Annotated in this window: 24 protein-coding genes and 1 riboswitch; of the genes, 11 read left to right on the top strand and 13 right to left on the bottom strand. The window is 38.2% G+C overall.

What is annotated here, in order from left to right:
• Window positions 1-2 precede the first annotated feature (2 nt).
• Entirely contained in the window at window positions 3-293 is a 291-nt protein-coding gene (nadS, locus tag DNJ75_RS00580; RefSeq protein WP_117001225.1) for a NadS family protein, read from the top strand.
• 14 nt (window positions 294-307) lie between these two features.
• Here nadS and DNJ75_RS00575 read toward each other — a convergent pair whose 3' ends face one another.
• Entirely contained in the window at window positions 308-1,495 is a 1,188-nt protein-coding gene (locus DNJ75_RS00575; RefSeq protein ID WP_157968151.1) for a YihY family inner membrane protein, read from the bottom strand.
• Between the two features lie 13 nt (window positions 1,496-1,508).
• Here DNJ75_RS00575 and wrbA point away from each other — a divergent pair, with 13 nt between their 5' ends.
• The 3 genes from wrbA (at window position 1,509) to feoB (ending at window position 4,701) form a co-directional block, all read left to right on the top strand.
• Window positions 1,509-2,093 carry an NAD(P)H:quinone oxidoreductase gene (wrbA, locus tag DNJ75_RS00570; RefSeq protein WP_117001379.1) on the top strand — a complete coding sequence of 195 codons (585 nt, stop codon included), beginning with the start codon at window positions 1,509-1,511 and terminating at the stop codon, window positions 2,091-2,093.
• An 80-nt stretch (window positions 2,094-2,173) separates the two neighbouring features.
• Complete coding sequence (locus tag DNJ75_RS15795) at window positions 2,174-2,395, top strand: FeoA domain-containing protein (protein ID WP_117001223.1); 222 nt, start codon at window positions 2,174-2,176, stop codon at window positions 2,393-2,395.
• On the top strand, window positions 2,392-4,701 hold the full coding sequence (gene feoB / locus DNJ75_RS00560; RefSeq protein ID WP_117001222.1) for a Fe(2+) transporter permease subunit FeoB: 2,310 nt from the start codon (window positions 2,392-2,394) through the stop codon (window positions 4,699-4,701). The genes DNJ75_RS15795 and feoB overlap by 4 nt, the downstream gene beginning before the upstream one ends.
• A 99-nt stretch (window positions 4,702-4,800) precedes the next feature.
• On the opposite strand, the gene DNJ75_RS00555 is transcribed toward feoB, so the two are convergent.
• The 6 genes from DNJ75_RS00555 to DNJ75_RS00530 form a co-directional block, all read right to left on the bottom strand.
• Window positions 4,801-5,967 carry a cation:proton antiporter domain-containing protein gene (locus DNJ75_RS00555; RefSeq protein ID WP_117001221.1) on the bottom strand — a complete coding sequence of 389 codons (1,167 nt, stop codon included), beginning with the start codon at window positions 5,965-5,967 and terminating at the stop codon, window positions 4,801-4,803.
• A gap of 112 nt (window positions 5,968-6,079) precedes the next feature.
• On the bottom strand, window positions 6,080-7,222 hold the full coding sequence (locus DNJ75_RS00550; protein ID WP_117001220.1) for a cation diffusion facilitator family transporter: 1,143 nt from the start codon (window positions 7,220-7,222) through the stop codon (window positions 6,080-6,082).
• A gap of 95 nt (window positions 7,223-7,317) precedes the next feature.
• On the bottom strand, window positions 7,318-7,959 hold the full coding sequence (locus tag DNJ75_RS00545) for a PQ-loop repeat-containing protein (RefSeq protein WP_117001219.1): 642 nt from the start codon (window positions 7,957-7,959) through the stop codon (window positions 7,318-7,320).
• 62 nt (window positions 7,960-8,021) lie between these two features.
• Window positions 8,022-8,118: riboswitch (TPP riboswitch) on the bottom strand.
• Window positions 8,119-8,362: 244 nt separating this feature from the next.
• Window positions 8,363-8,647: a chaperone modulator CbpM gene (locus tag DNJ75_RS00540; protein WP_117001218.1), complete on the bottom strand. Its 285-nt coding sequence runs from the start codon at window positions 8,645-8,647 to the stop codon at window positions 8,363-8,365.
• A gap of 1 nt (window position 8,648) precedes the next feature.
• Window positions 8,649-9,593 carry a DnaJ C-terminal domain-containing protein gene (locus DNJ75_RS00535; protein ID WP_117001217.1) on the bottom strand — a complete coding sequence of 315 codons (945 nt, stop codon included), beginning with the start codon at window positions 9,591-9,593 and terminating at the stop codon, window positions 8,649-8,651.
• Between the two features lie 41 nt (window positions 9,594-9,634).
• Window positions 9,635-10,693, bottom strand: a complete 1,059-nt coding sequence (locus DNJ75_RS00530; protein WP_117001216.1) for a HesA/MoeB/ThiF family protein — start codon at window positions 10,691-10,693, stop codon at window positions 9,635-9,637.
• A 185-nt stretch (window positions 10,694-10,878) separates the two neighbouring features.
• On the opposite strand from DNJ75_RS00530, the gene DNJ75_RS00525 reads away from it, so the two are divergent.
• Window positions 10,879-11,928 carry an efflux RND transporter periplasmic adaptor subunit gene (locus DNJ75_RS00525; protein WP_117001215.1) on the top strand — a complete coding sequence of 350 codons (1,050 nt, stop codon included), beginning with the start codon at window positions 10,879-10,881 and terminating at the stop codon, window positions 11,926-11,928.
• The gene (locus DNJ75_RS00520) at window positions 11,925-14,981 is read left to right on the top strand and encodes an efflux RND transporter permease subunit (protein WP_117001214.1); all 3,057 of its coding nucleotides are present in this window, start codon (window positions 11,925-11,927) and stop codon (window positions 14,979-14,981) included. Before DNJ75_RS00525 ends, DNJ75_RS00520 begins: the two co-directional genes overlap by 4 nt.
• Window positions 14,982-14,988: 7 nt before the next feature.
• On the opposite strand, the gene recF is transcribed toward DNJ75_RS00520, so the two are convergent.
• Complete coding sequence (gene recF / locus DNJ75_RS00515; RefSeq protein WP_117001213.1) at window positions 14,989-16,086, bottom strand: DNA replication/repair protein RecF; 1,098 nt, start codon at window positions 16,084-16,086, stop codon at window positions 14,989-14,991.
• Between the two features lie 13 nt (window positions 16,087-16,099).
• Complete coding sequence (gene dgt, locus DNJ75_RS00510) at window positions 16,100-17,464, bottom strand: dGTP triphosphohydrolase (RefSeq protein WP_373282839.1); 1,365 nt, start codon at window positions 17,462-17,464, stop codon at window positions 16,100-16,102.
• A 267-nt stretch (window positions 17,465-17,731) separates the two neighbouring features.
• Here dgt and DNJ75_RS00505 point away from each other — a divergent pair, with 267 nt between their 5' ends.
• From DNJ75_RS00505 to DNJ75_RS00490, 4 genes are all read left to right on the top strand, one after another.
• Window positions 17,732-18,214 carry a hypothetical protein gene (locus DNJ75_RS00505; protein WP_117001211.1) on the top strand — a complete coding sequence of 161 codons (483 nt, stop codon included), beginning with the start codon at window positions 17,732-17,734 and terminating at the stop codon, window positions 18,212-18,214.
• 116 nt (window positions 18,215-18,330) lie between these two features.
• Entirely contained in the window at window positions 18,331-18,792 is a 462-nt protein-coding gene (locus DNJ75_RS00500) for a hypothetical protein (protein ID WP_117001210.1), read from the top strand.
• Between the two features lie 27 nt (window positions 18,793-18,819).
• Complete coding sequence (locus DNJ75_RS00495; RefSeq protein ID WP_117001209.1) at window positions 18,820-19,347, top strand: hypothetical protein; 528 nt, start codon at window positions 18,820-18,822, stop codon at window positions 19,345-19,347.
• Between the two features lie 96 nt (window positions 19,348-19,443).
• A complete protein-coding gene (locus DNJ75_RS00490) occupies window positions 19,444-21,822 on the top strand; it encodes a TcfC E-set like domain-containing protein (protein WP_170137157.1) in 2,379 nt (792 codons plus the stop codon).
• 125 nt (window positions 21,823-21,947) lie between these two features.
• On the opposite strand, the gene DNJ75_RS00485 is transcribed toward DNJ75_RS00490, so the two are convergent.
• Window positions 21,948-22,712: a methyltransferase domain-containing protein gene (locus DNJ75_RS00485; protein ID WP_117001207.1), complete on the bottom strand. Its 765-nt coding sequence runs from the start codon at window positions 22,710-22,712 to the stop codon at window positions 21,948-21,950.
• Between the two features lie 102 nt (window positions 22,713-22,814).
• On the bottom strand, window positions 22,815-24,149 hold the full coding sequence (locus tag DNJ75_RS00480) for a chloride channel protein (RefSeq protein ID WP_117001206.1): 1,335 nt from the start codon (window positions 24,147-24,149) through the stop codon (window positions 22,815-22,817).
• A gap of 132 nt (window positions 24,150-24,281) precedes the next feature.
• On the opposite strand from DNJ75_RS00480, the gene DNJ75_RS00475 reads away from it, so the two are divergent.
• On the top strand, window positions 24,282-24,572 hold the full coding sequence (locus DNJ75_RS00475; RefSeq protein WP_117001378.1) for a YciI family protein: 291 nt from the start codon (window positions 24,282-24,284) through the stop codon (window positions 24,570-24,572).
• Here the strand turns inward: DNJ75_RS00475 and sufD are convergent.
• Both sufD and sufC read right to left on the bottom strand, forming a co-directional pair.
• On the bottom strand, window positions 24,569-25,807 hold the full coding sequence (gene sufD, locus DNJ75_RS00470; RefSeq protein ID WP_157968150.1) for a Fe-S cluster assembly protein SufD: 1,239 nt from the start codon (window positions 25,805-25,807) through the stop codon (window positions 24,569-24,571). The genes DNJ75_RS00475 and sufD overlap by 4 nt on opposite strands.
• A gap of 10 nt (window positions 25,808-25,817) precedes the next feature.
• Complete coding sequence (gene sufC, locus DNJ75_RS00465; RefSeq protein ID WP_117001204.1) at window positions 25,818-26,561, bottom strand: Fe-S cluster assembly ATPase SufC; 744 nt, start codon at window positions 26,559-26,561, stop codon at window positions 25,818-25,820.
• Window positions 26,562-26,720 lie beyond the last annotated feature (159 nt).

Genomic DNA, 26,720 nt, shown 5'->3' with positions numbered 1-26,720 from the left:
AAATGAGTGCATTTCAAGAAATAAAACAAGGATTACAAGAGGCTATTTATCATCAAAAAGGACTTGTTGAGAATGCAAAACAACACAGTTTTGATGATATTGATGTTAAAAATATTCGTGAATCGCTACATATGTCTCAGCATGATTTTGCAGCAAAGTTTTGTTTAAACTTAAAATCAATACAGAACTGGGAGCAAAAGCGAAAAAAACCCTCCGGCGCAACCTTAGTATTACTGAAGGTAATTGCCAACAATCCAAAAGCTGTGTTAAATGCATTGCACTTTGATAACTAACAATTACAAGTCATTTAACATGCTGAAATAAAATCAATTAACGGTTTATCCATTTGCTGATAAATGGTTTTTCTTAAGCTATTTAACGCCTTATTGCGATCATCTTTAAGTGATAAAAAGCTATGCATATTTTGATAAAAATCATTTAATTTTTCTTGTGATAAATCACAACTTAAGACATATTTTTGCTCTTGCGTAATACTGATATATTGAAATTTGACTAATGCGCTCAAAACAGCATCTAATAGCTTTAAATCAACATGTGACAACTCTTTAGCACAAGCCTCTTTATCAATCGCACATTTGCTTTTTTGCTTGATATGCAAAAGACGCAACACATCAATGGCTAAGCTAAATTGTGGCGTTTTTTGCTTCACGCGTAACGCTGGCGGCACACTTAACATGCGCACCACAATGGCACCGAGCAAGAACAGCTGCCATGAGATCGCAATCCATAAAATAAATAATGGAATAATTGCTAATGTACCATAAAGCATCTCATAGGTTGGCAGGTTTAGCGCATACCATGCAAATACTTTTTTTGCCAAATCAAACACGATTGCCATCATCAAGCCACCCAATAGCGCATGCTTGAATTTAACACGCGTATATGGCACGACTTGATAGATAAAGGTAAAAGCAATAAGGTTAAAAATAAAAGGTAAAACTTGCAAAAAACTTATCAATTGGCTAAATCCATCATTTAACCAATGCCATGATAATAAGTAAGAGCTTAAGCCCAAACTTGCCCCAACAAGCAAAGGTCCCAAGCTCAACACTGCCCAATACAATAAAAATGCCTGTGATAAGGGGCGCTCTTTTTTAACTTGCCAGATATCATTGAGTACTTTTTCAAGCGAACGCATCATCATAATACTGATGAAAAAAAGTACAACAACCGCAGTAATCGGCAATCCCGCACGATTTTTCATAAAGAGCTTTAAATACTCATTTACAGCCTCACCTGAGCTTGGCAGCATATTGTGCAAAATAAACTGCTGAAAATCGCCTTGAATGCTTTTAAACGCAGGCAACATGCTTAAAATTGAAATCGACACCATAAGAAGTGGTACCAAGGCAAAAAGACTTGTTAAAGCCAAACTCGAGGCCTTGGTTAAACAGTTTTGTTGCAAATATTCCCTAAACACCGATACCCAGAAGTGGCTAAATCGCTTACTATAGCTTTGTATTAACTTAGTCATAAGGATCCTTTTTATGCAAAACATCTTAGTCCTTTATTATAGTCAAGGCGGTTCAACAAAAGCAATGGCGGAGAAAATTGCGCAAGGTGTTGAGCTTGGTGGCTTAGAAGCAAAGCTTAGAACCGTGCCAAATGTATCAGCAAATTGCGAAAAAACTGAAAGTGACATTCCGGATAGTGGCGCAATTTACGTAACCAAAGAAGATCTTACTAATTGCTCAGGCATTATTATGGGCAGTCCTACGCGCTTTGGTAATATGGCAGCACCACTTAAGTATTTTATTGATACCACCAGTGACCTATGGTTTAAAGGCGCATTAATTAATAAACCTGCAGCTGTTTTCACCTCCACAGCAAGCTTGCACGGCGGTCAGGAAACTACCTTACTTTCAATGATGCTGCCGCTTTTACACCATGGCGCAATGATCGTTGGGATTCCCTATAGTGAGCCCTCGTTACAAAATACGCAAACCGGTGGCACGCCCTATGGCTTAAGTCATTACAATGGTATTAATTCCGATAAACCACTATCTCAAGATGAAATTATCTTAGCAAAAGCTTTAGGTAAACGGGTCGCTGAAATCGCCAAACAAAAATGATAACCCTTCTCAGTTAGATTGACTTAAAGAAAACGCCTGTTTATAATCAAGCACCCATTGATTGATATACTTACCCCCTTATGAATATCAAAACGAAACAAAATTATAAAATCCTTGGGTTTAATGATAATTGTCCACGCAACTATATGCAGAAACTGTTGTCATTAGGCTTTATTCCCGGAGAGACTTTTTACATCGCTAAGAAAGCACTTTTTGGTAATCCCTATCACATTTCGATCAAAAATTTCTCTGTGTCATTGCGCAAATCAGAAATTCTTTACATGCAGGTACAAGCCTTATGAAATATGCAATTATTGGCAATCCAAACTGTGGTAAAACAACGCTTTTTAACGCATTAACCGGTCTTAAACAAAAGGTTGGCAACTGGAGTGGTGTGACCGTTGATAAGAAAGTTGGCAAAGTGGATTTAAATAACCAACGCATAGAAATTGTTGATTTACCGGGAATTTATACCTTAACCGCCAGTGATGAATCATCTATTGACGAGCAAATTGCTGCCCGCTTTATTGTTGAAGATAAGCCTGATGCAATTATTAATGTCATTGACGCTTCAAATCTTGAGCGCAATTTATATCTAACCACACAATTAATGGAAACAGGTATTCCATTGATTCTCGTTATTAACATGATCGATGTTGCCAGCAAAAAAGGTATTGTTATTGATTATCATAAACTTGAACAAACACTAGGCTGCACGGTTATCCCTGTTATTGGGCGCAAAAAAGTAGGCATTAGTGAATTAAAGACTGCATTATTCAAACCTCAAAGCAACTCAAGTTATGATTTAAGTCATTACTATCCAGAGACAATTAACGAGCTCACAACCCAAATCACTGAGGCTAATTATCAATATCCTAGTTTATGGTTAAGTACTTCAATTGCTGAAGATAACTATCTACTTAAGCAATTGCTTTCATCAACTGATTTTAATCGCTTACAAGCCTTAAAGCTTGAGCTAAAACTTGATCATACCGCTGATATCACGCTATCAAGCGCGCGCTACCAAGCCATCGCTGATATCGTTAATAAAAGCTCTAAAACACAACAGGTTTCACAGCATAAAGCAACTGAAATGATCGATAAGTTATGCATGAATAAATACTTAGGTATTCCGGTATTTTTATTTGTCATGTATTTAATGTTTGAATTCTCGATTACCATTGGTGGTGCGCTGCAACCATTGTTTGACAATACATCGAGTGTCATATTTGTTGAAGGGATGACACATTTAGGTGTTTATCTTGGTTTACCACTGTGGCTTGTCGCTGTCATTGCGCAAGGTGTTGGCTTAGGCATTAACACTGTTTTGACCTTTATTCCACAAATTGGATGTATGTTTTTATTCCTATCCTTTTTGGAAGACTCAGGCTATATGGCACGTGCAGCATATGTCATGGATCGTTTTATGCAAGCGATTGGACTGCCTGGCAAGGCCTTTGTGCCGCTAATTGTTGGCTTTGGTTGTAATGTGCCATCGGTCATGGCAACAAGAACATTGGAAACTCGACGCGATCGCTTAATGACCATCATGATGGCACCATTTATGTCTTGTGGCGCACGTTTAGCAATCTTTGCGGTATTTGCTGCGGCATTCTTCCCGCAAAACAGTGCGTTGATCGTGTTTAGTTTATATATCGCGGGTATTTTAGGTGCCATTATTACTGGATATGTCGTGAAGTTTGCGTTATTAACCGGTAAAAGTGCGCCGTTTGTCATGGAGTTACCTGTTTATCACCTACCTAACTTTAAAACGATCGGCTTAAATAGTTGGAACCGTTTAAAGCGTTTTATTTTTAGAGCAGGTAAAGTCATTGTCCCTATTTGTGTTTTAGTTGGCACTTTAAACAGTATCCAAACCAATGGTGTTGTCGTTGCCGGTGGCTCACCTGACTCAATACTTGCACAAACTGGACGCACAATTACCCCCGTGCTAAAACCGATGGGGGTTACTGAAGATAACTGGCAGGCAACCGTTGGTCTTTTGACCGGCACACTTGCCAAAGAGGTTGTTGTTGGTACTTTAAATACACTTTATACGCAAGAAAAACCACAAAGTTTAGCCAATGTCGCGAGCGAGAAGTTTGATTTTTGGGGTGGTATTGCCGCTTCTTGGCATGATACCGTTGATGGCTTTAAAAACATGAGTTTAAGCGCATTTATCAATCCATTTGCCGCAAATGAAGCAGATGCCAACATGGATAAAACCGCAATGGGTTCGATGGTTGTTGCCTTTGGTTCGCTAGCTGCAGCATTTGCTTATATGCTGTTTGTCCTTTTATATGTTCCTTGTGCCTCAGTCATTGGTGCGATGGCACGTGAGGCAACTCGTGGTTGGGCATGGCTATCTGTGATTTGGAGCACCTCAATTGCCTATGTTGCTGCGGTTATTGTCTATCAATTGACACAACTAGCAAGCACGCCACTTCATGCACTGAGTTGGATTATTGGAGTCATTATTTATATGATTCTATTGGTACTTGCGATGAAATATTTCTCACAGAAATTCCGATTTGAACTCGAGTTAAACAAAGGCTGTAGCAAAGGATGTGCGGTAACAGTTAACAGCAAAGAGTCTGGCTGTCACTAAATAACAAATTAGACTATGCCTTCGACTGATGTTCAGCCAGCGTTAATTGTAAACCGTACCCTGAGCCGGGTCGAAGGGTGAACTTTAGATCGAATCGCATCAATCTCTTCTTAAACGATCTGAAACAGCAATTGGGCTTGGATAGCTTAATACAATAATATACGACGATATAATAAAGCTTAGAATAGCCACTGCTTCAACGATAATCTCAGAGCTTGCCGTAGCAATGCCTGCGGTATTCGCTAGTGCAATCAACATCAATGAGAACTCACTACCCTGCCCCAAGCGCATACCAATCTCAAAAGATTCTTTTGGTGTTTCACGCACTAACCACAAGGTGACAAAATGAACGATAGGCTTAAGTATCAAGATTAAAATAGTTAATGCTAATACAACACCCCATACCGAAGGCAATAGCGCGATTTGAAAGCCTGCACCAACGGAGAAGAAAAACAATATCAAAAAGAAATCACGCAGTGGCTTTAAGTTCTCGTAAATATATTTAGCAATCGGTGAGCTTGCGACAGTGACACCCGCAATAAACGCACCAATCTCATTGGATAGACCAAAAACCATTGCTAATTGCGCCATACCAAGACACCAGCCAATAGATAACAAAAATATATACTCTTGAAAGCGGCTGAACTTTCTAAACAGTTTAAATAAAAAATAACGTTGCGCCAAAAAGCCCACACCGCCTAAAACCGGTAATGCTAATAGTAGTTTAATTAATGAAAACAAATGGAAACTGTCGGTTTGTGATGACCATAAGCTAATAAAGGTAAGCATTAAAATTGCAATTAAATCTTGAATTAAAAGAATAGCAATCACCAATTCACCAATGCGCTTATGATGTAACGCCGTTGTTGGCAGTAACTTTAAACAAATGATTGTACTTGAGAAGATTAATGCAGCACCAATAATAAAACCTTGTGCGCCAATGCCAAAGAAGTGACAAATCAACACGGTAGCTGCAATAAATATGACACTACTTGTGATACAAACAAACATCGCTTTACCGAGCATTTTGATCATGCTTTTGATTTCTAAGTTAAGCCCTAATAAGAACAACAAAAACATAATGCCGATATCTGAGATCTCATGCACGGTTGTGGTATCAGCAATGAACCCCAAGCAATGCGGACCAACAATAACACCCAGTGCAATGTAAGCAACAATAATAGCTTGTCGTGTATAAAGTGCTAGTGTCGCAAAGACTGATGCCCCAAAAAACACTAAAAAGAACACAAATACCAAGCTATGCATATCTACATCATCCTTATTTTTTACTCGTTATATTGAGCAGCCTGATAAACAAAAAATAGCGATTGATATTGCGTCAATGATTCACACATTTTAATGCATGCATTTATCCCTATTATTTACTATTACCAAACAGCTTCACGTTAGTTGATCCAACACCATTGATCTGGAAACACTCCACATCAATTAACTGCAATATTTCCAGCTCCTTAGCCGGTGCCAGTAAGTATAGCTCAATCCGTTTAGGATAGTAATAAACAAACATCTCAATTTGACATAAATCGACGTTTTGATGCTTTTTGTTAATGTAGCTTGCTAATTGTTGCAAAATCTCTTTACGCGCTGGCGGCATATCTTTTGGGTTGACCACCTGCTCAGGGTGCTCGGCAACATCAACATGCACCGTGATATCTTTGATATTTTCAACTGATAAGCTAAGTGCGCCTCGAACATGCTCGGCAATATAATGTCCTTCTGAGGCGGTGATATGCGAGTCAACTAGAATATGCACATCAAGTACCACTTGTCCTGCCATTTTGCGTGTGCGCAAACAGTGATAGTGTTTAACACCATCAATTTTTTTAATAGTTTCTTCAATTTGATGCAATAAAACATCATCAACACCAGTATCTACTAATTCAGACAATGCTTTATAACACCATTTAACACCCATCTTGCCAATCATAATAGATACGATAATGGCTGCTAATGCATCCATCCACATTAAGCCTAGCATGCTACCGATTAAGCCAACAAGCACGACAACAGACGACCACATATCTGATCGACTATGCCAAGCATTGGCACGTAAGAGATCTGAATCAATGCGATTAGCCGTGACCATTGTATAACGGAAAAGCCCCTCATTGGCTAAAATAGAGAAAATAGCCGCATAAATTGTCCATTGATCAGGAGTCATCAAATCACCTAAAAACCAATTAGATAAAGCATGATAAGTGATGAGTAACGCCACTAAAATTAAAATAATTGACAAAATAACCGTCGCCAAAGTCTCAATGCGCTCATGTCCATACGGGTGATTATTATCCGCACCTTTATTGGCGTGTTTGGCTGCAAAAAGCACCATAATATCACTTAATAAATCCGAAAATGAATGCACACCATCAGCGAATAATGCAGGCGAGCCACCGACTAGACCAATTAACATCTTTAACACTGCTAATCCAGTATTAACAAACATCCCAACAATCGTGACTTTTTTACTTGCTTGATAGCGCTCTACTTCAGAAACTGCCATATTTGCAACCTCTCTACTTAAGCTTATTTTGTGCTTAGCATACTGAAGTTTCTTAATTTGTATATAAAAATACTTGATATAGCACTAATTTAGTACTAATCAATAATCATTCTCAGGCGGTAGTAATAATAGTATTGCCCAACCATGATAAATAGTAGGCTTAAAATCACAATGGGACTGATAATACTCGGCAGCGGCCAACCAAAGCTTAATGCTGATATTTCATCACAAACTAATGCCAATACATTCAATATCAAAAAAATCAAGCTAAATGCTGTGGCATTCTTTTCTTTGATATTTTTAATAATTTGCGGCAACCAATAAATGGCATAGCAAAACATACTGATAAAGCCGATATTTTCTAACATTGCATTGTTTAAATTATGCAAACTTACCAAAGCAATACCTACAGCGATAACAAGTAGGCATAAAATGTGAAAATTATAACTTTGAGCGTTTCTGCTCTTTTGCTGATTTATACTTTTGCTATCACGATATATTTGCCACTGCTGAAATAACAAACATGCCAAAGTCAACATCGTAACTGCGCGATATTGCCACTGCAAATCAAAGCCAAAGCCATATATCAGATCCAAAACATTAGCAACAACCATCAACAAATGCGTACCATGGCTAATATGTCCAGCTTGACGCTTGAACTGGTTATAAATTATCTGCGGCAAAAAATAAATGCAATAAATAACAAATGATATGTTAATACTAATATGACCGATCACGCTTTAATCTCCCCCTTGGCTTTCTTTTGTATGCATAGGAAGATAACAAAAAGCACATGCCAAGATGCACTTTATCAACTTCCTACGCTAGGATTAACTAGTTCAGGTACAAAGGGTTAGGTAAAACCTTCTCAGCAAAATGCACCCCTGTTGTTCGGCAGTATTTTAATATGTATTTACCGCTGAAACAAGTACGAAGTTACACCAAGTTAATGCTGAAACCTCCCCCCAAAAAAATTAACAGTATGGATTTGCTAAGCTTACCATCCATGGTTATGGATTGCCTGCATCCTGCGGCAATGACGTCATTGTCGACAGGGGAGTCGACAATCCAGTTTGCCAGGATGGCGACCTTTAAAACTTGACTATATAAGCGCTTAATGAAAAATAGGGAGTTTTCAGGTTAATGCAAATTAGCAGGCAAAATCGCCTCTAATGATTTTATTTTTTCTCTTAAACTTAAAATAATTGAAATAGCTGATGAGTTAACATCTAAATCGCGCATCAAACGCATCGCTGATTTAGCTCGCGCAATATCATATGCTGCAACATAATAACTATCTGCTTGGATTTTTGCACTCACTACATCATGCTCAATCCATTCGATAATAATGGTTTGTGGCACACATAACATCTCTGACAACTCAATGATGCTAATATAGTCTCCTGATACAATCATCTCTGCCATTTTACGCTCCTAATAAATCTTTGCGTGGATCAAATGCCATCTCAATGGCCATGTTTTGATAAAATGCCTTTTGTGCTTCTGATACCGCAGGTGGCAGGATAACATCTAAAACCACATAAAAATCGCCATCTGCCAAACCTTTACCTTTCAAACGCATTTTTTTACCACTTTGCTTGTGCTCTGGCACTTTAAGCTTCATCTGACCATGCGGTGTTGGCACATTGATCTCAGCACCCAATGCAGCCTCCCAAGGGGCAATTGGAATATGACTATAAACATCATTACCAACCACTTTGTGTTGTTTATCAGATTGGACAATAATCTCAAGATACAAATTACCACTTAAACCACCGCCAACACCGGCTTCGCCCTGACCTTTTAAACGAATTTGCTGGTGATTGCCAACGGCTTTAGGAATTTTAACTTTTAAGCGTTTTGTTTTCTCTACAACCATTCCTTCTTCATTAACCGTTTGATAAGCAAAGTGTAGCTCTCGTTCAACTCCGGTTAAGGCATCATCTACACTTATTTCAACCTTGGTATGCAAATCCTGACCGTTCATTGCAAAACCTTGTTTACGCCCTTGGCGCTCCTTATGCTGTTGGCGGAAAAACTCACCAAAAATATCCTCATAACCACCAAAATCACTACCTTGATAAAAGTGCTGTTGGTGATTACCATGCCCTTGCTGCGTATTGCCACCTTGATGAAAGCCACCGGCTTTGGCATGCTGCCAATTGGCACCATATTGATCATATAACTTACGTTTTTCAGTATCTTTCAATACTTCATAAGCATCTTGTACTTCTTTGAATTTTTCCTCTGCATTAGCCTCTGTACTGACATCGGGGTGATACTTCTTAGCTAAACGTCGATAGGCTTTTTTAATCTCAGCATCTGAGGCTGTTTTTGCCACCCCTAACAGCTGGTAGTAATCTTTTTCCATAGATCAATTTCCTTTTGTGTGATTTTTATTCTGCTTACTCTCTAATAACATATTTCTTTTTGCTGTTCTTCAAAGTAACGAGCAATGCCACCTTCATAGTTATAGACGTTTTCAAAGCCAAGCTCAATAAGCTTTTGTGCGGCCTTTTGGCTTCTAACACCTAATTTACAAATCACAATAATTTTTTGCGTTTTATTCACACATTCTAACACAGAGCCTTGCAACACTTGCGCTAATGGTAGATGCTCTACTTTAACATCTAAGGAAGCAATATCAAGCTCCCACCCTTCACGCACATCGATAATTAGCGCTTCCGGATCAAGCTGATATGCCTTTTGCACTTCAATCGTTGCTTTATTATTTTGTTCAAGACCAAACTCATGTGTTACACAGCCTTTGCAATTTGGATTGCGTTTAAACCCATAACTTTGCCAAGTTAGTACATCACTATCAAATATCATTAAATGCTGCTTAATCTCTTTGCCTAAAAAGAAATTCACTGCCATATTTGCTGCCATCGTGCCAACCACACCGACACTGGCACCTAGTACACCTGCTTCTGAACAATTTGGAACTAGGTGAGCCGGAGGTGGCGATGGGTATAAACAACGATAACAAGACTTTGTAGGATCAAAGAAACTTAACTGCGCTTGTGATTTAAGCACACTGGAACTAATAAAAGGTTTGTTAAGCTTGCAACATGCATCATTTACCGCATAACGCGTTTGAAAATTATCACTGCCATCGATAATTAAATCATATGACGCAAAAATCTCGCAAGCACGCTTGAAATCTAAGCGCTCGTTATATTCAATTAATTGAATGTCGCTATTAATTTGAGATAAATGTTTTACTGCAACAGTTGACTTTGCAACGCCTAAATCATTCTCAGTAAATAAGATTTGTCGTTGTAAATTAGATAACTCAACCACATCAAAATCAACAAGCCCAAGAGTACCGACACCTGCTGCAGCCAAATACATCGACACTGGCGAGCCAATTCCACCACAACCGATAATACAAACTCGCGCATTTTGTAACTTTTGCTGTCCTTCAATCCCCATGACTGGAAAATGACGTTGATAACGCTTGTAATTCACTTTGACCTCTTTAACATCTTGTCGTATATTCTATATGCAATAATTATATGCCATAGCATAGAAGATAAGTAACAAAAGACTGGCATTTATTTGCTCTTGAATTAAATCAACATCTCTTTATCTTACGCGCACTATAAACTATACTCCAAAGCAATATTAAGGTTATAACGAATAAGATCACATTGATGTGTAGCAATAAAAAGAAACTATTTTTCATCCTAACACCTGTTATTCTTCTAATAGTTGTTGCCATTATTGGCTATTACTTAATAATTCCAAACAAATCTACTTTACCCCCACAAAAACCTGTTACAACCGTTAGTGTTTCAAAATTACATAAGCAAAAAATTGCATTACCGATTATCACTTATGGCAAAACTATCATACCTACTGAGGTAACACTCCAATCACAAGTAAACGCAAGTATTGCTAAGATAAATTTCAAACCTGGAGAGCATGTCAAGAAAGGACAGCTGTTGTTTGAGTTAACACCAACAGATATTACCAACCAATTAAAACGTTTATCTGCTAAGCTTGAACTTAGTAAAGAGCAATTTGATCGCCTACAAAAATTAAATGAATTATATAAAGGTGGTGTATCAACCATTGATCTAATTCAAGCCAAAACCAATTACCAACAAGATTTATCACAGCTACAAGATGCGCATGCTATTTATCAAATCGTGGCACCAATTGATGGCGTTATTTCAGATACATTTATAGCTATTGGCGATTTTGTACAAACAGGCACATCTTTGGCAAAAATTACACCAGATACCAACCTGCAACTTATTTACCAAATATCAAGCGACAATATTTCAAAACTGAAACTTAACCAGAAAGTGTTATTTTATCCAAATAACAGCGCACAATCCTATACTGCACACGTCAGTTATATTGCCGCAAGCTTAGACCCTCAAACATATAATCTACAACTACGCGCTGACTTTGATCAACACACCCCATTGCTAGCTAATACTTTTGGCAAAGTAGAGCAATTTCCTGATGCTCAAAATGTTTTTTTAGTGGCGCAAAACCTTGTACAAACTGATAGTAAAGGCTTCTTTGTATATACACTTGCAAATGGCAAAGTAACAAAGCAATATGTATTGACTGGTTTACCATTAGCAAATGGCAAGATAGTCATTAATTCAGGCGTAAATGATTGGGATATACTAATTACAAGCAATCCTAATGAGCTTAGCGAAGGTCAAAGCGTTAAGGTCAAATCATGAAATGGATCCAAGCCTGTCTTAAAAACAAATTAATTATCTATCTTTTGGCAATCATGCTCTGTGTTGGCGGTATTTTTGCACTTTTTAAAATGTCCATCTCACCTTTTCCAAGCATCTCTGGTAATACAATTTCTGTAACACTCAATTATCCAGGAGCCAATGCGCAATCAGTACAACAGCAAGTAACTCAAGAAGTCGTTGCACGCTTACAAGGCATTGATAATATCCACTATATCAAGGCAACCTCGCAAAATGGTCAAGCAACTATAAGCCTTATGCTGAATGATTTCTCCAAAGAGAGTACGCTCGAGGCACAGATGAAAATTCTACAAGCCATCTCTTCTGCGAATTTACCGAGCTCTGTGCCACAGGCGAATATTAATATTTCTGGAGGCACCTCAACGCTAATTGCTTTTGCAGTATCCTCGAGCAATTTAAGTCTATTTGATATAAACAATCTCATTCAAGGCATTTTAATTCCCAAACTCAGCAGTTTACCTGGGGTAAGTATTCAAAGCACCAAGATGAGCCCTATTATTAAAATTGAATTGAGCCCTGCTAAACTTGCACAATACCAACTATCGCCTCAAGAGGTGTTCCAATTAATTAATCAAAGCTATCAAGCTTCCCCTCTAGGAAACATTCAAATCCAAGATAAAAGCTACACATTAGGTTTAAGTAATCAAATCATTAAACTAACCGATTTTAATCATATTATTATTGGCTACCAACAAACTAATAGTAATATAAAAGGTGCACCATTACTGCCTATTTATTTGAGTGAGGTTGCTACCATACGCTTTGAACCACGTGAACTTAATACAAATACAGTCAGTACATTTAACGGCAAAACATCTGATGACATAAGTTTATATACATCGACAAGTGCTGACCCATTCACCATTTCCAGCATAAGCACAACATTTGTCGACTCAATTGCTCACAAACTAAATAACAAAATAACCATCACACCAGTCTTTGACATGTCAAGCGTCATGTCACAATCTATGTATGAAGTCAGTTTTACCATTCTTATTGCAGCAATTTTGGTTTTATTGGTTGCGTTGATATTCCTTGGACAGTTTAAATTAACATTGGTGCCAATTATCACCATCCCTGTGTGCTTATTAGGTGCCCTTTTGCTCGTTGCACTGATGGGCGTATCACTTAATATTATGACATTACTCGCACTTGTTGTTGCTGTTGGCTTGGTCGTGGATGATGCCATTGTTGTTGTTGAAAATATTACCCGTTTAATGGAGCAAGGCGTCAAGAGCCATCATGCAGTTATTAAGGGCAGTAGCGAAATTGCCTTAACCATTATTGGCATTACGCTAACCCTTCTAGCGGTTTATCTGCCACTTGTATTTCTCTCTGGTCCAATTGCCGAAATGCTCAAACCCTTTGCATTAACACTTGCTCTAGCAGTTTTTATCTCAGGTATTGTCGCATTAACATTAACTCCGATTATGGCAAGTGCGCTACTCAAAAGAGACTATAGGCAAAATAGATACCAACACTGGTTTGAACAACAGCTGAAAAGTGTAGTTAACATCTATCATATCGTCCTTGATTTTATGCTGGGATTTCCCAAATTATTTTTATTTATTTTTGCTTGTTTAATTACAGCTGCTGGCTTTTATGCACTGAAACTGCCAAAAACCGTTTATCAGGATGACCCTAGCGGACGGCTCAATATCACTGTCAACGGCAATACACAAGACAGTGCACAATCACTACAGCAGCAGCTTAAAGTTTTTGAACCCTTCTATACTGCGCCTTATGTTCAATACTATTCTGCAACTATTTCTCCTGATGAGAATACTGGTTTACTCACCGCCAAAGTTCAAATACAGACCAAACCGGAATATCTAGCGCAAAACTTAAAGATTGCTGAAGAAATAAATGCATTTATTGCCAATCATCATATTGAAAATGCTTATGCCAAAATTTCACCTTTTTTAAATTGGGGCGATGATTATGAGGTTAATTTTGAAATTTACGGCGAGAACATAAAAACCCTTACCGACAATGCTAAAACAATCCAATCACAGTTAGTATCTTCACCAATATTTGCCCAAGTTATTGCCGATCTCAACGAACCAAAAATGCAATTTCAAGTCAACATAGATGAGCAGAAAGCTGCAAGTGTTGGAATATTAAAACCACAAATTACTGCTGTTTTATCAAATCTTTATGGTGGGGCGACCTTAAATAACTATTTTCACATCAAAGGATTAAGTGTGCCGATTGTTGTCAGATTAAATGACAAAGACTTAATGAACCCAGAATCATTAAAAGACTTAAATATTCAAAGCCCATTAACCCATCAAACGTATCCTTTGAGTGAATTTGTTAACTTCACTCTAACTGCAAAGCCTGATAAGATCACTACCTTCAATAACCAGCAAGCCATTCAAATATTAGCGCGACTCAATAAAGGATATAACGTCTCTGACGCTTTAGCATTTGTTAATCAAGTCATAGCAAAAGAAGCACCTACCCTACAATATCAATACATCGGTAGTAGTGAGCAATATCTCCAAAGTAATGATGATAGTTTATGGATTGCGATATTTGCTATCCTTAGCATTTATTTCTTACTTATTGTATTGTTTAAAAACTTTATAGACCCTTTTATTATTCTACTATGCGTACCATTCTCCATCGTTGGTGGCATGCTATCTCTATATCTTATTGACGGTTCACTTAATTTGTTTAGTATGCTGGGTTTAATTACCCTCATTGGACTGATTACCAAACATGGTGTATTAATCATTCAGTTTGCTAATAATGAACTAAAAAAAGGGGTTGACCTAAAGTCTGCGATTGAATACGCCACTGAACATCGTTTTCGCCCGATCATGATGACAACCTTTGCCATGGTGTTTGGCGCTTTGCCATTAATCCTTAGCGATAAAATGCTTTATGTGTCACGTGAAAATCTTGGTATCGTGCTTATTGGTGGGCTACTGATAGGGACTATTTTTTCACTTTTTATCATTCCGCTAATGTTTATGCTGATTAAAAAAGTAGAGCAACATATGGAATAAATTATAGTTAATCCAACTTTTCACAAACATCATCTTTTAACTGAAAATGCGCAAACTCAATACCGTTTAATAAGCTTTGTAAATGCTCGAGTTTAATTGCCGTCATAATGATTTGTGCGTTAATATGCATCAACTTATTTAGTACTTTTTGTAAATGCGCTTGATCTAGCTCTGAATGAAGATCATCTACAAGATAAATGCAACCGGTTTGGTGCTCTTTTGAGAAAATCTCACCTTGGGCTAACTTCAACGCGGATATTAAAATCTTCTGCTGACCACGCGAGAGAATATCTTGCGCTGGATGCCCTTTGACCTTAAAGCGCAAATCCGCACGATGTACACCATGACTTGTGACCCCTGTTTTTAAATCACTAACATAACTTGATGTCAATACCTCTCTTAAGCTTTTATCTTGTGACCAACCACGATAATAGCTCATATCAATAGTAAGATCGTTGTTAAATTCTTTAAGAATTGACATGACTTTAGGCATTAAAATCTCAAAGTATTCAAGTCGAGCTTGATCTAAACTTTCTGATTTAGCAACAAGCTCTTGATCTAAAATCTCGATATAGCTCAACGGATAACCTTGCTTTAATGCCGCATTACGCTGCTTAATCAAACGCTTTGATTGCTGCCATAGCGTTAAAAATTCAGGCTTGTGATAAAAAGCACCCCAATCTAAAAGCTTTGAGCGTTGTTGCGCGCCACTATTGATTAAGCTAAAACTCTCTGGATTAAATAATTGCACAGGAAGTGCACGTGTTAACTGTGCTTGCGATTGAGCATCCTCGCCATTTAATTTCACGATACTTTTACTGTGTTTATCACGCATACTGGCAAGCGTTTTTTCTTTTGAATTACTTAACTCATAACCACTATAAAACTTAGCAAACAGTTGGAAATTATCCCTTTCATGCTCAATAATTCGAGCCAGTTGTGAGCTTCTAAAAGAGCGCCCCATCGATAAAAAATAAATCGCTTCTAAAATAGAGGTTTTGCCGCTGCCATTTTGCCCACAAATCATATTCACACGTGGATGCAACGCTAATGAAGCATTGGTTAAGTTACGAAATTGAAAGATATTAAGTGCACTGATATACATAAACGAGAAAAGCTTAAACCGGTTTAAAAATGCTTTGCACAGATGACGATGTTAAGCGATTATGTAGCTCAATTGCATAACGATCGGTCATACTAGCAATAAAATCACTAATCACCCGTGCGCGATTCACCTGATCATCCGGATCAAAAGCATAAAAAATCTCACCGACATCTTCAGGCAAAAGGGATGTCTCTATCTGTGAGTTAATCAAAATATCAAATAATGACGAGATAATCTCACGCCCTTGATAACGCACAACATTCATCTTAGGTGAGCTAATCACGGTAAAATAGACAAAAAGCTTTAATACCTCCACTTGCTTATAAACGTCAGGCTCCAGAGAAACCGAAGATAACACCGGACAAACTTCATCATAATTAAGTGACACGTGTGAAATACAGTAATGCACAAGATTAGAGGTGAATTTCGTACGTAAATAACTTGAGTTAGCAAGCTTTTTTGCCTGTTGATAAACATCGTCAAACTTAGCATCAAAATCAATAATCCCTTCAAAGATTGACTTTAAAATCGCTTTAATATCGGTAATTGATAAATGAAGCCCATCCAGCTCAGCCTGCTGCTGTACTTTTATAAGCACTTTTTCTTCTGCATTAACCATTGATAATGGATCTAAAAAACCACCTTTAAACGCATCCTCAATATCATAGGTCGAATAGGCAATATCATCTGCCAAGTCCATAATTGAGCATTCTATCGTTTTAAACTTGCGCCCATGCAAAGCATCTAGAGGGTAACCAAAAAGCACATGCTGTTTAATCTTCTCAACCATCGCTTTTTCGCTGGCATAATAGCCTTTTATTGGTCGATCACTTGAGTTGATAATATAACTGGGGATTTCTTTGTCATACTTAAGGGTCGCTGCTAATGTGCGATGCGTTAAATTCAAGCCAAAGCGATTGTCTTTACCTGAGTGAATCGGACCCTCGCCTTTGAAAACCTTTTTCTCTGTTTTTGCCAATAATCTTAGCGTTTGTGCATTACCTTCAAAGCCACCATACTCACGCATTTTAGCATGTAATGCTTTCTCGCCATTATGTCCAAAAGGCGGATGCCCAATATCATGACACAATGCTGCTGTTTCAACCAAGTCAGTATCTAAATCCAAATCAAAGCGTGAATTTAATCCTGTTGCAATGGATTTGGCAACTTGCGCCACTTCCAGCGAGTGCGTTAAACGATTTCTGAAAAACTCACTTTCAGAACAAGGAAAAATCTGTGTTTTGCCTTGTAAGCGCCTAAAAGATGCTGAGTGAATGACACGTGCATAATCACGCCGAAAGGCAGAAAAATGCTCTTTTGGATGTGACTCATACACGCCACGATAATAATCTTTTTCCTGATAAAGTGATCTTTTTATCTTGCTTGACATAACTGTCAATATTTCCTGTTGTTAACTTAATTTCTAAAACAACTGCAGTGTAACTGATTGCTTATGCTTTTCACAGCGCTACCTGCACTGTCAAGCGTAGTATTCACGTTTTTTTGTTTGTTACTACTTTACAGGGTTCGTAAACCTACGTAATAATGAGCGCGTTGTTGCATGAGCTATTGTTAACTCTATGCCAACAGATCAGGTTTTAGCTAAAACCTTACAAGGAAAATTATAATTAAAGGAGAATAATTTATGAAGAAAGTTTTAGTTGCAGCATTCACAGTAGGTGCATTGTTATCCACTTCAGCTTTTGCTGCTGAAGCTGGCAAATCTGAAGTTATTGTTGAAGCAAAAAGCATTCTTGGTGATCTAAGCATGAACCAAAAGATTGTCATCTCAGCTGCTGACGTTGCTGCAGGCAAAGACAAAACTTTTGAGTTGGCAGAGTTTTGCACATACACCAATGATAAAGATGGCAAAGTAACCGTTGATGTTTCAAATAATGAGAAAAAATTTGCGGTTGTCGGCACTAAAGGTGAAGGCGAGCTACCTTACACACTTGTTATTAACAAGACTGCGGTAAATTATGGTAAGAATGAATTAGTTGTTGATGCTAATGATTTACCATCTGGCTGCAAAACCAAAGAAGCTGTTGCTATGACATTTAAAGGTGATGATATTCGCAATGCAAAAGCAGGGACATATAATGCCTCTTTGAATTTAAGTGTTGCGTAACAACACATATTCAATTACTTTTTTCAGTACATAAGTGACAGCATAAGGGATATCTTTTTTTGAGAGTCCCTTTTGTTATTTATAAACTCATTAAACCAGTAAAAAGGAATAAAGCCATGAAATTAACGCGCATATTCGCTGGCCTTTTATTATTGATAATAACCATATCTTCAGTCTTTGCGGGTGCCGTACTTGATGTTGTTAAACCTGATATTGTCATTAGCCAAAAAGTTAAGCGTGATTATATCCCACTAACCAATATCGGTAACGAAAAGGGTACTTTTATTGTCCAAGTTAAAAACGTCACTGACCCTAAACACATTGTCACTTATAGCAATAGTGAGCTTAAAAATTTACCTGTCATTATTACGCCTATATTGATTCGTAATTTAGGCGCTGGCAATAATAAGCGTATTTCGGTGCGTGCAAAGGGTAAAATCACTGAGCCCATGAAACTACAGTTAGTGATTAGCGAATATAAAAAATCGGCTGATGATAAAACTGAGATTGCCGAAGACGCAGCAGGTATTGATGTTCAAGGCTCTATCCATTATATTGCTAACGTTGCAATCAGCTAATAATTAAGAGTACGTACGGGAGGTTAGATGACAGCTATAAGCAAACACCTTGCTTTTGTTTTCGCTTTTGTTTTTCTTATCGCCGCCTTTACTCCCGTAACACTAATGGCTTATCAGTTCAAGAACAACTCAAAATACTATGAGCGCCCAACTCAAAAAGAACAAGAGAATCCACGTTTTGTCGTTGGCAATCTGACACTCAATGAAAAAATCGTTATTAGTACAGATATGATTACCAAAGGTCGTGATCAAATTATTTCTTTAGGCACCTTCTGCGCTTATCACAAAGGCAATAAACGCTTTCCTTTGCGCATTACGACCAATGAAGGTGGCTTCATCGCTAAAGGGCTAAATAACCAAGGCAATCTTCCCTATCAGATTTTAGTTAATGCAATAGAGATGCCTTACAATCAAATTCAAAGCATTCAAACAAATAACCATAATTTTGATGAATGCCAACTCTATGAAAGCATCGCCGTTAAGTTCTCTAAATATGCGATTCAAAATGCCAAAGCTGGGCGTTATCAGCTGTCTTTAATTCTGCAAAGCAGATAAACCATGGCTATTTGTCAGTCCTACTTTAGCAAGAAGAAAATAAAGCGCCTTTCCATATACCTAGGTCTGTTATTAAGCCACTGTCTAGTGATAGGTATGGCACCCAAAATAGCTACTGCATCCGATTTACCGCCTGGCTTTGAAGATTTTATTGAAGATGATGAGACAAGTCTTGTAACCATTGTGTTTGGCAAAGAAAAATTAGTAGAGACAACCGCTACGTTTAATGATAATGAAATCACCTTTGATGAACCGGATCTTATTTTACAAAAACTTAAACCGTATATTGCAAAAACTGCCCAGCACTTGTTATTAGAAGAACTATCAGCACCACAAAAAACCAATGCCGAACGTAATTGCAGCAATGGTGCTAATTGTGGCTTTATTCGCCCACAAACATTGGGGGTTATTTTTGATCGCAATAATTATCGTGCGCAACTTTTTATTAATCCAAAGTACCTTCTAGCACAAGATGCTGTTCCTGCTAAATTTCTGCAGAAATCAACGGCAGGACTGGGTACACTTAATTTATTTCAACTTGGGCTATCAGGCAATAATGACCAAAATCACTCGATGGCTTTAAACCATAATGGCTACTTAAGTTATGGCAATTGGCATTTGGACTACAAGGATAATTTCACCTATTCCGTCACGCCAGGACAGCCACCCATTAAGCAGTTTCAGTTTCGTGATTTTGATATAAATTGGCGCCATAAACAATATCATCTATCACTAGGCTTGCAAGATACGGTCGGCACGATGATCATTCCAAGCTTACAAATTGTAGGAGCCAGCGTGCAAACCAATCTTGAGCTTTTGACTAACTTAAATGAGCAAATTGCTACACCGGTTGAAGTCAATATCATTGTACCTAGCTATGTCGATGTTTATCGTGGTAATACCTTAATCGATACCCAATACTTTCCACCGGGGAATCACTTTCTTGATACACGCAGCTTTCCATCAGGCGCTTATATGCTGCGCCTTGAGACACGCACATTGACCAATCAAACCTCTAATAAACAAGTTTATTTTATTAAGACCAATGCCCTACCACTTTTGACTTTACCCAATTACTATATTAGCTATGGACGTTTGGCTGAGCTTGTTTCTGGGACTATTTTCCCTACATTAACCGATCTAAATGTCCTGACTTTTGAAGCTAAGCAGCGCTTAAGCAAATCTTTTGGTATTGGTGAGCACGTAACAGTATTTAACCAACAAGAAGCCATTGGCGAATTTATGCTAATGATGGAGCTATCCCATTTAAGCTTTTATAACTCATTTGCTGTGAGTAATTTTGGTGATTTAGGTCTTGCTTTCTCTGTTGCCGGGAATGTCTCAGGTGTGACGTTGAATACTTTCTTTCGACAAATCTGGGTTAAAGAAAATAGTAGCAGCTACATTAATCAGTATTTTGAAGACACTCAAACAAGTAACACAAATATTGGCACATCATTATCCTTTAATTGGCATGATATTAACTTCACAACTTCATTAAGCTATGCCTATGTTGATAATAACTTCCAACACGATATTGGCTTTGGTATTGCTAAAACGCTGAGCTTTGGAGACAACAATGACTTAACATTTTCATTATCTTTAGATCACTCAGAAAGTAACAAAAGCGTCTTCTTACAATTAACATGGAGCTTTGGCACACAAAATGGCTGGTATATGGCAGCAGGCCTTGAAGGTCAAGTAAGTCAACAAAGTGAAAAAGAAGTACAAAGAGAGGAAAATATTAAACTCAATATCGGCAAAGAGTTTACAGGCAGTGACTATCAAAATGATCTAGGGGTGAGCACTGAAGTCAATCACAACACCCAATACTACTCACAATATGCCAGCACAAGTAATCGTTATTTTAACTCATTACAGCAGCTTAATTTGGCACAATCAAAGCATGATAAATCTGTCATTAGCTACAACATCCAGACATCAAGTTCACTTGCCTACACGCCAATGACCAACTGGGGGGTCAGTGGTTCAGACAACCGCAGTGGCGCACTTATTTATGTTAACGCAGATATTCCTAGCAAATACACCATCTATGTTGATGGCAAAGAAAATGCCGTAATCGATAATAATGAAAGCTACTTTGTGCCAATGTCGGTATATAAAGAACATAACGTCCAAGTTCAAGCGCATGAAGTCACCTTAAGTGTTCCTCATAATGATCGTGATGTGATACTTTATCCAGGTAATGTTGAGACCATTGCACTTAACGCCAAACCTGCTGTTTTGATTATGGGCAACTTTGTTAATACACAAGGGGAAATACTGAGTTTTGCTAAAATAACAGGCGGACTAGAGCCCAGTGAAACCGATGGCGATGGCTTTGCCCAAATTGATGTCATACTCGGCAAGAAACTTACCCTTGAGACCCAAGATGGACAAACGTGTACAGTCAACTCTAATGCTTTGAGAGCTGAGGATGGCATCGCCTTCCAAGATGAAATTATCTGTGAATAGTTGTTTTTTATTAAGTACATCAGGTATTTTTTGGATTCTCGGATCAAGTCCAAGAATGACCACTAATCGTCATATTCGGGCTTGACCCGAATATCCATTATTACCAAAAGCTATTGTTTAGGCACTTATTTCTTATTATGCTTAAGCGCATCTCTTAATTGATCAAAGCTAATCATTGACTCATGATCGGTTTCTTTTCTGGCAATGAGTTCATTACCCTTATAGCCATAACCATAAAAGACTTCATAACTTACTGATAACCCAAGTTTTTCCAGTCGCTCACAAAAACTTTGCCAACGCGCTTTACCTGTCAAGGTTTTACGCATTTTAGTATCAGCTAAAGGCTCATTCAGTGCGCGAATATCGGTGAGTAAAGTTTCGATTGTTTCATATTCGAGCTTTAACGTTTCGGCATCCATTACCACACTTTGATATTGTTCTTTTTTTAATACATCACCAATATCATGCATATCTAACATCTGATTGATATGCGCCATACCATCAATAAGCTGCCAAGCTTTTTTGATCTCATGTAAACTACTACTGCCAAAGCTTGTGAAAACTAAAACACCTTGTGGTTTTAGCTGTTTATACCAATCACGTAATTGGGTGTTGATATTTACTACCTGCTGAATTTTACACTGTGAAATAATCACATCATAAGCTATCTCTGGGTTAAGCGTGCGATGTATTGTTGCATTCGGGTATATTCTTTTAATCTCCGCTAAATGTGAATCTAGCCCTTCTGCAAAGACATATTGAGGGTTTAATTTAATAAAGCTTAATTTATCCAATAAGCGCTCAGCAATTTCATTTTTTATAAAGCTATCATGAACAAAACACCGCTCATATTGCTGATGCTTTTTTTGAAATAATGATTGATCAAACATATTTATTAAAACCTATAACAATTATATTTATTTTTTGACTTGCACCCTTTGACTTCGCTTAAGGTACGTAATCAAAACTATTGAACTAATATTTGACTTAATCTATTTTTCCTCACGCAGCTTATCTAAATAGCGCAACGACAATACATGATAAATTGGCTCTTTACAGATCACACGTGAAGAAGCGGTACCCAATAACGCCGCTAGCATAATCGGCAACAGCATTCCGCTTGAGACATTTTGTGTCATCTCCGACACGATGATAAAACAAGTAATCGGGCTTTGTACCACCCCTGAGAAGTAAGCCACTGTACCGATTAAGACAATTGCACTTGCATATTTTGGATCAAAAAAACCACTCATCATATGACCAAAGCCAGCTCCCGCTGATAAAGATGGCGCGAAAATCCCGCCTGGAATACCGCTAACAAACGACAATAAAGTTGCGATCATTTTCCACAATCCAAAGAAAATAGACACATGAACATCATGACCATTTAACAAAGCAACGGCTGTTTCTTTGCCACTGCCATAAATAATGCCACTTGTGCACACACCAATCACGGCAATAACAAAACCGATGCTCCCTGCAAATAATACAGGGTGCTTGCGAACAATGCCTACAACAGCTGCGGATACAAACAACAGCATCCGACTAAATAATCCACCTAAGAAACCACAAACAACAGCAACAATAATAAGCACGATCCAACCGCCACCTAAAATATCAAGCGTCGCTGAGCTCGCACCAAAGTAGGCGTAATTGCCCATGATCTCTAAGGATACAAAACCACACAATACCACGGTGGTAATCATCGTACCGGTAATACCTTTATCAAACGAGCCTGATAATTCTTCAATCGCAAAGACAACCCCAGCCAAAGGCGCATTAAATGCCGCAGCGATCCCAGCAGCCCCTCCTGCTAATAACAAACCTTTTTCCGTGTCTTCACGGTTAAATTTCTCTAATCGTCCTAAAAAGTGCATAACGGATGCACTTAATTGAATCGTCGGTCCCTCGCGACCAATCGATGCACCACTTAAAAAGCCTAATGCGGTTAATAGGAACTTACCCAGCGCAATACGCATTGATACTAATTTACTGCGTCGTTGCATATTCTTAACTTTGAGTGCTGTCATCACTTGAGGGATACCACTACCTTCAGCGCCATCAAAATAGGTTTTAAGTAAATAAATAATCACCATAAAACCAATCGGCATGATAAACAAAGGCCAATAAGGATGATCCTGACTGAGTTCATTGAAGCTATCATTGAGGTTGTCACAAAGATATGCAAACAATACACATATCAGTCCAACAAGAATCGCCCCACCCCAGAAGATCAAACGCCTTCGCCAAAGTGATAGAGACATAAGTTTGCGTGATTCAGTGAAAATCTTATCTTTTTTTAACGCTTTTAAATCAAAATACTTCATGAAAACTGTCTTTACCACTATAAGCAAAATTGCTGGTGCTATTTTACGCTTTAGTTTCTTGAAAAAAAAGTACAAACAGCTTAATAACTATGATAAAATTAACCATACTTCATGTTAACTCAAGTGAAATCGATGAAACAAACGCATATTATTACCATAACCTATACCGCATCTACTGATATGATTGATCAAATTCGCCCAAGACATCGCTCATTTCTAGAACGCGGTTATGAGCAAGGATTATTTATTGCCTCAGGACCTAATAGTTCACGTAATGGTGGCATTATATTGGCAACGGGCGATTTAGATGAAATCAAAGCCTTATTACAGGAAGATCCCTTTATCACCGAAAAAGTAGCAAGTTACAGCTACCATAGCTTCGACCCTGTTAAATATGCCGAAGACTTTAAGGCGTTTATTTAAACTAAATGTTTGATATGCCCTTCAAGGCTATCAAGGTAACTCTCAATTGTTGATTCATCACGATCAAGTAAAGTAATGAGCTCCTTGACAAAGCCTTCAATAAGCAAACTCGTTGCTTGATCTTTGTTAATCCCACGCGATTGCAGATAAAATAGCGCTTGTTGGTCAAGCTGACCAATCGTCGCGCCATGACTACAAACAACATCATCAGAATAAATCTCAAGCTCAGGTTTGGTGTTAATCTCTGCAGTATTCGTTAGCTGAATATTACGATTGTTTTGTAGCGCTTTGATGCTATTTAAGCCTTTAGCAACGTATGCTTTTGCATTAAAGGTTGCCGATGCCTTGCCACCAACGACACCACGAAACGCGACATCACTTTGCGTATTAGATGCATTATGTTTGACATTAACGTGATAATCAGCTTTTGCATTATGTGTTAAAGCGTAAATGCCCTTTGCATTAAAAACGGCATCTTCACTTTGCAAATCCACATCAAACTCAATGCGCTTGAGTGCCGCATAAGCTGCCATTTGAAATGTTTCATAATAGGCATTTTTGGCTATTGAGAGTTTTAGTTTATGCGTCACCAATAACTGCTCCAGGCTTTTGTTTGCCAAAGCGTCATAGCGGCACTTGGCACCCTCTTTAACATCGACATTGCTGCAGATATTGGCGGCTGAATAAGTGTCGCCTAATGCGATAAAATTCTCACAAATCATACACTCCGCATATTCATCAATCACTAAGGTATGCTGATAGTTAACCAACATTTTCTGGCTGTTATCGGTGTGCAAATACGTCATAATGATAGGCTTTGTCAAACGCGTGTTTTTCTTAACCTGAATCGTCACACCGCCTAAATACGAGGCAATGTTTAGATTAGACAGTGCATCACTACTCTCACGCTGAGGTTGTTGTAACAAACTATCGTTAATGATCACACCATCAATGTCATCAACATGAGCAAGCTGCCCATCAACAAAAACGATATTATGCATATCCGTATTTAGATTAATCATTGACAATGTTTCGTCAATATTTGTATTGGCTACAAGCTTAACTTGGGCGATATCGTACTTTCGATACAAAGCAGTTAAATCGGTATAACGCCACTGTTCATTTTTTTTATTTGGAAAGCCTTGATCAACAAATGCTTGCCATGCATTTTCACGCTGTTTAATCGCCTCATCTGTCAGATTAAGCTTAGCAATCGGCTGTTCTAATTGCAGCATAGTGTGCTCCTTAGTCATTAATCCAAGCATAACCTTTATCTTCAAGCTCAAGAGCTAGCTCTCGACCACCTGACTTAACAATTTTGCCATCTGCCAAAACATGCACAAAATCAGGCGCGATATAGTTTAATAAACGCTGATAATGGGTAATGACAATAAAGCCACGCTCACCATTACGCATATGATTCGCGCCCTTTGATACCACTTGCAACGCATCGATATCAAGACCTGAATCTGTCTCATCTAAAATACATACTTTAGGCTCAAGCATCATCATTTGCAGCATTTCATTACGCTTTTTCTCGCCACCAGAGAAGCCCTCATTAACACCGCGCTTCATATACTTTTGATCCATTTCAAGGATATCCATATTCGCACGCAGTTTTTTCATAAAGCTCATTGCATCAAGCTCGCTTTGCCCCTTGGCTTTACGTGTACTATTGACGGCTGTTTTTAGAAATTGTGTGTTGCTAACGCCTGGGATTTCAACCGGATATTGAAAACTGAGAAACATCCCAGCATGCGCACGCTCCGAAGCATCTAAATCAAAGATGTTCTGACCATTTAACAGCACTTCGCCTTCAGTCACTTCATAACCTGGTTTACCTGAAAGCACATTACCCAACGTACTTTTACCGGCACCATTTGGTCCCATAATCGCATGTACTTCACCAGGTTTAATCTCAAGGTTTATCCCCTTTAATAGTACTTTATCTTCAACCTTGGCATGTAAATTTTTAATCTCTAACAACATATCGTTACTTCGCTTTTTCTTAATTTACTTTTCTACTTACTGAGGTTACGCACTTCATTTATTCCAACACCCCGCCTCACAAGCTTAAGCACCCCTCTTGCAAAGAGGGGAATATACATCAACCTTTGCCTAATTCCCCTCTTTGCAAGAGGGGTGGCA

The organism is Cysteiniphilum litorale, from assembly GCF_003428165.1.
In the GTDB taxonomy this organism is placed as follows: Bacteria; Pseudomonadota; Gammaproteobacteria; order Francisellales; family Francisellaceae; genus Caedibacter; species Caedibacter litoralis.
The sequence above is the reverse complement of the archived record's forward strand: the minus strand, read 5'-3'. Positions and strand labels throughout refer to the sequence as shown.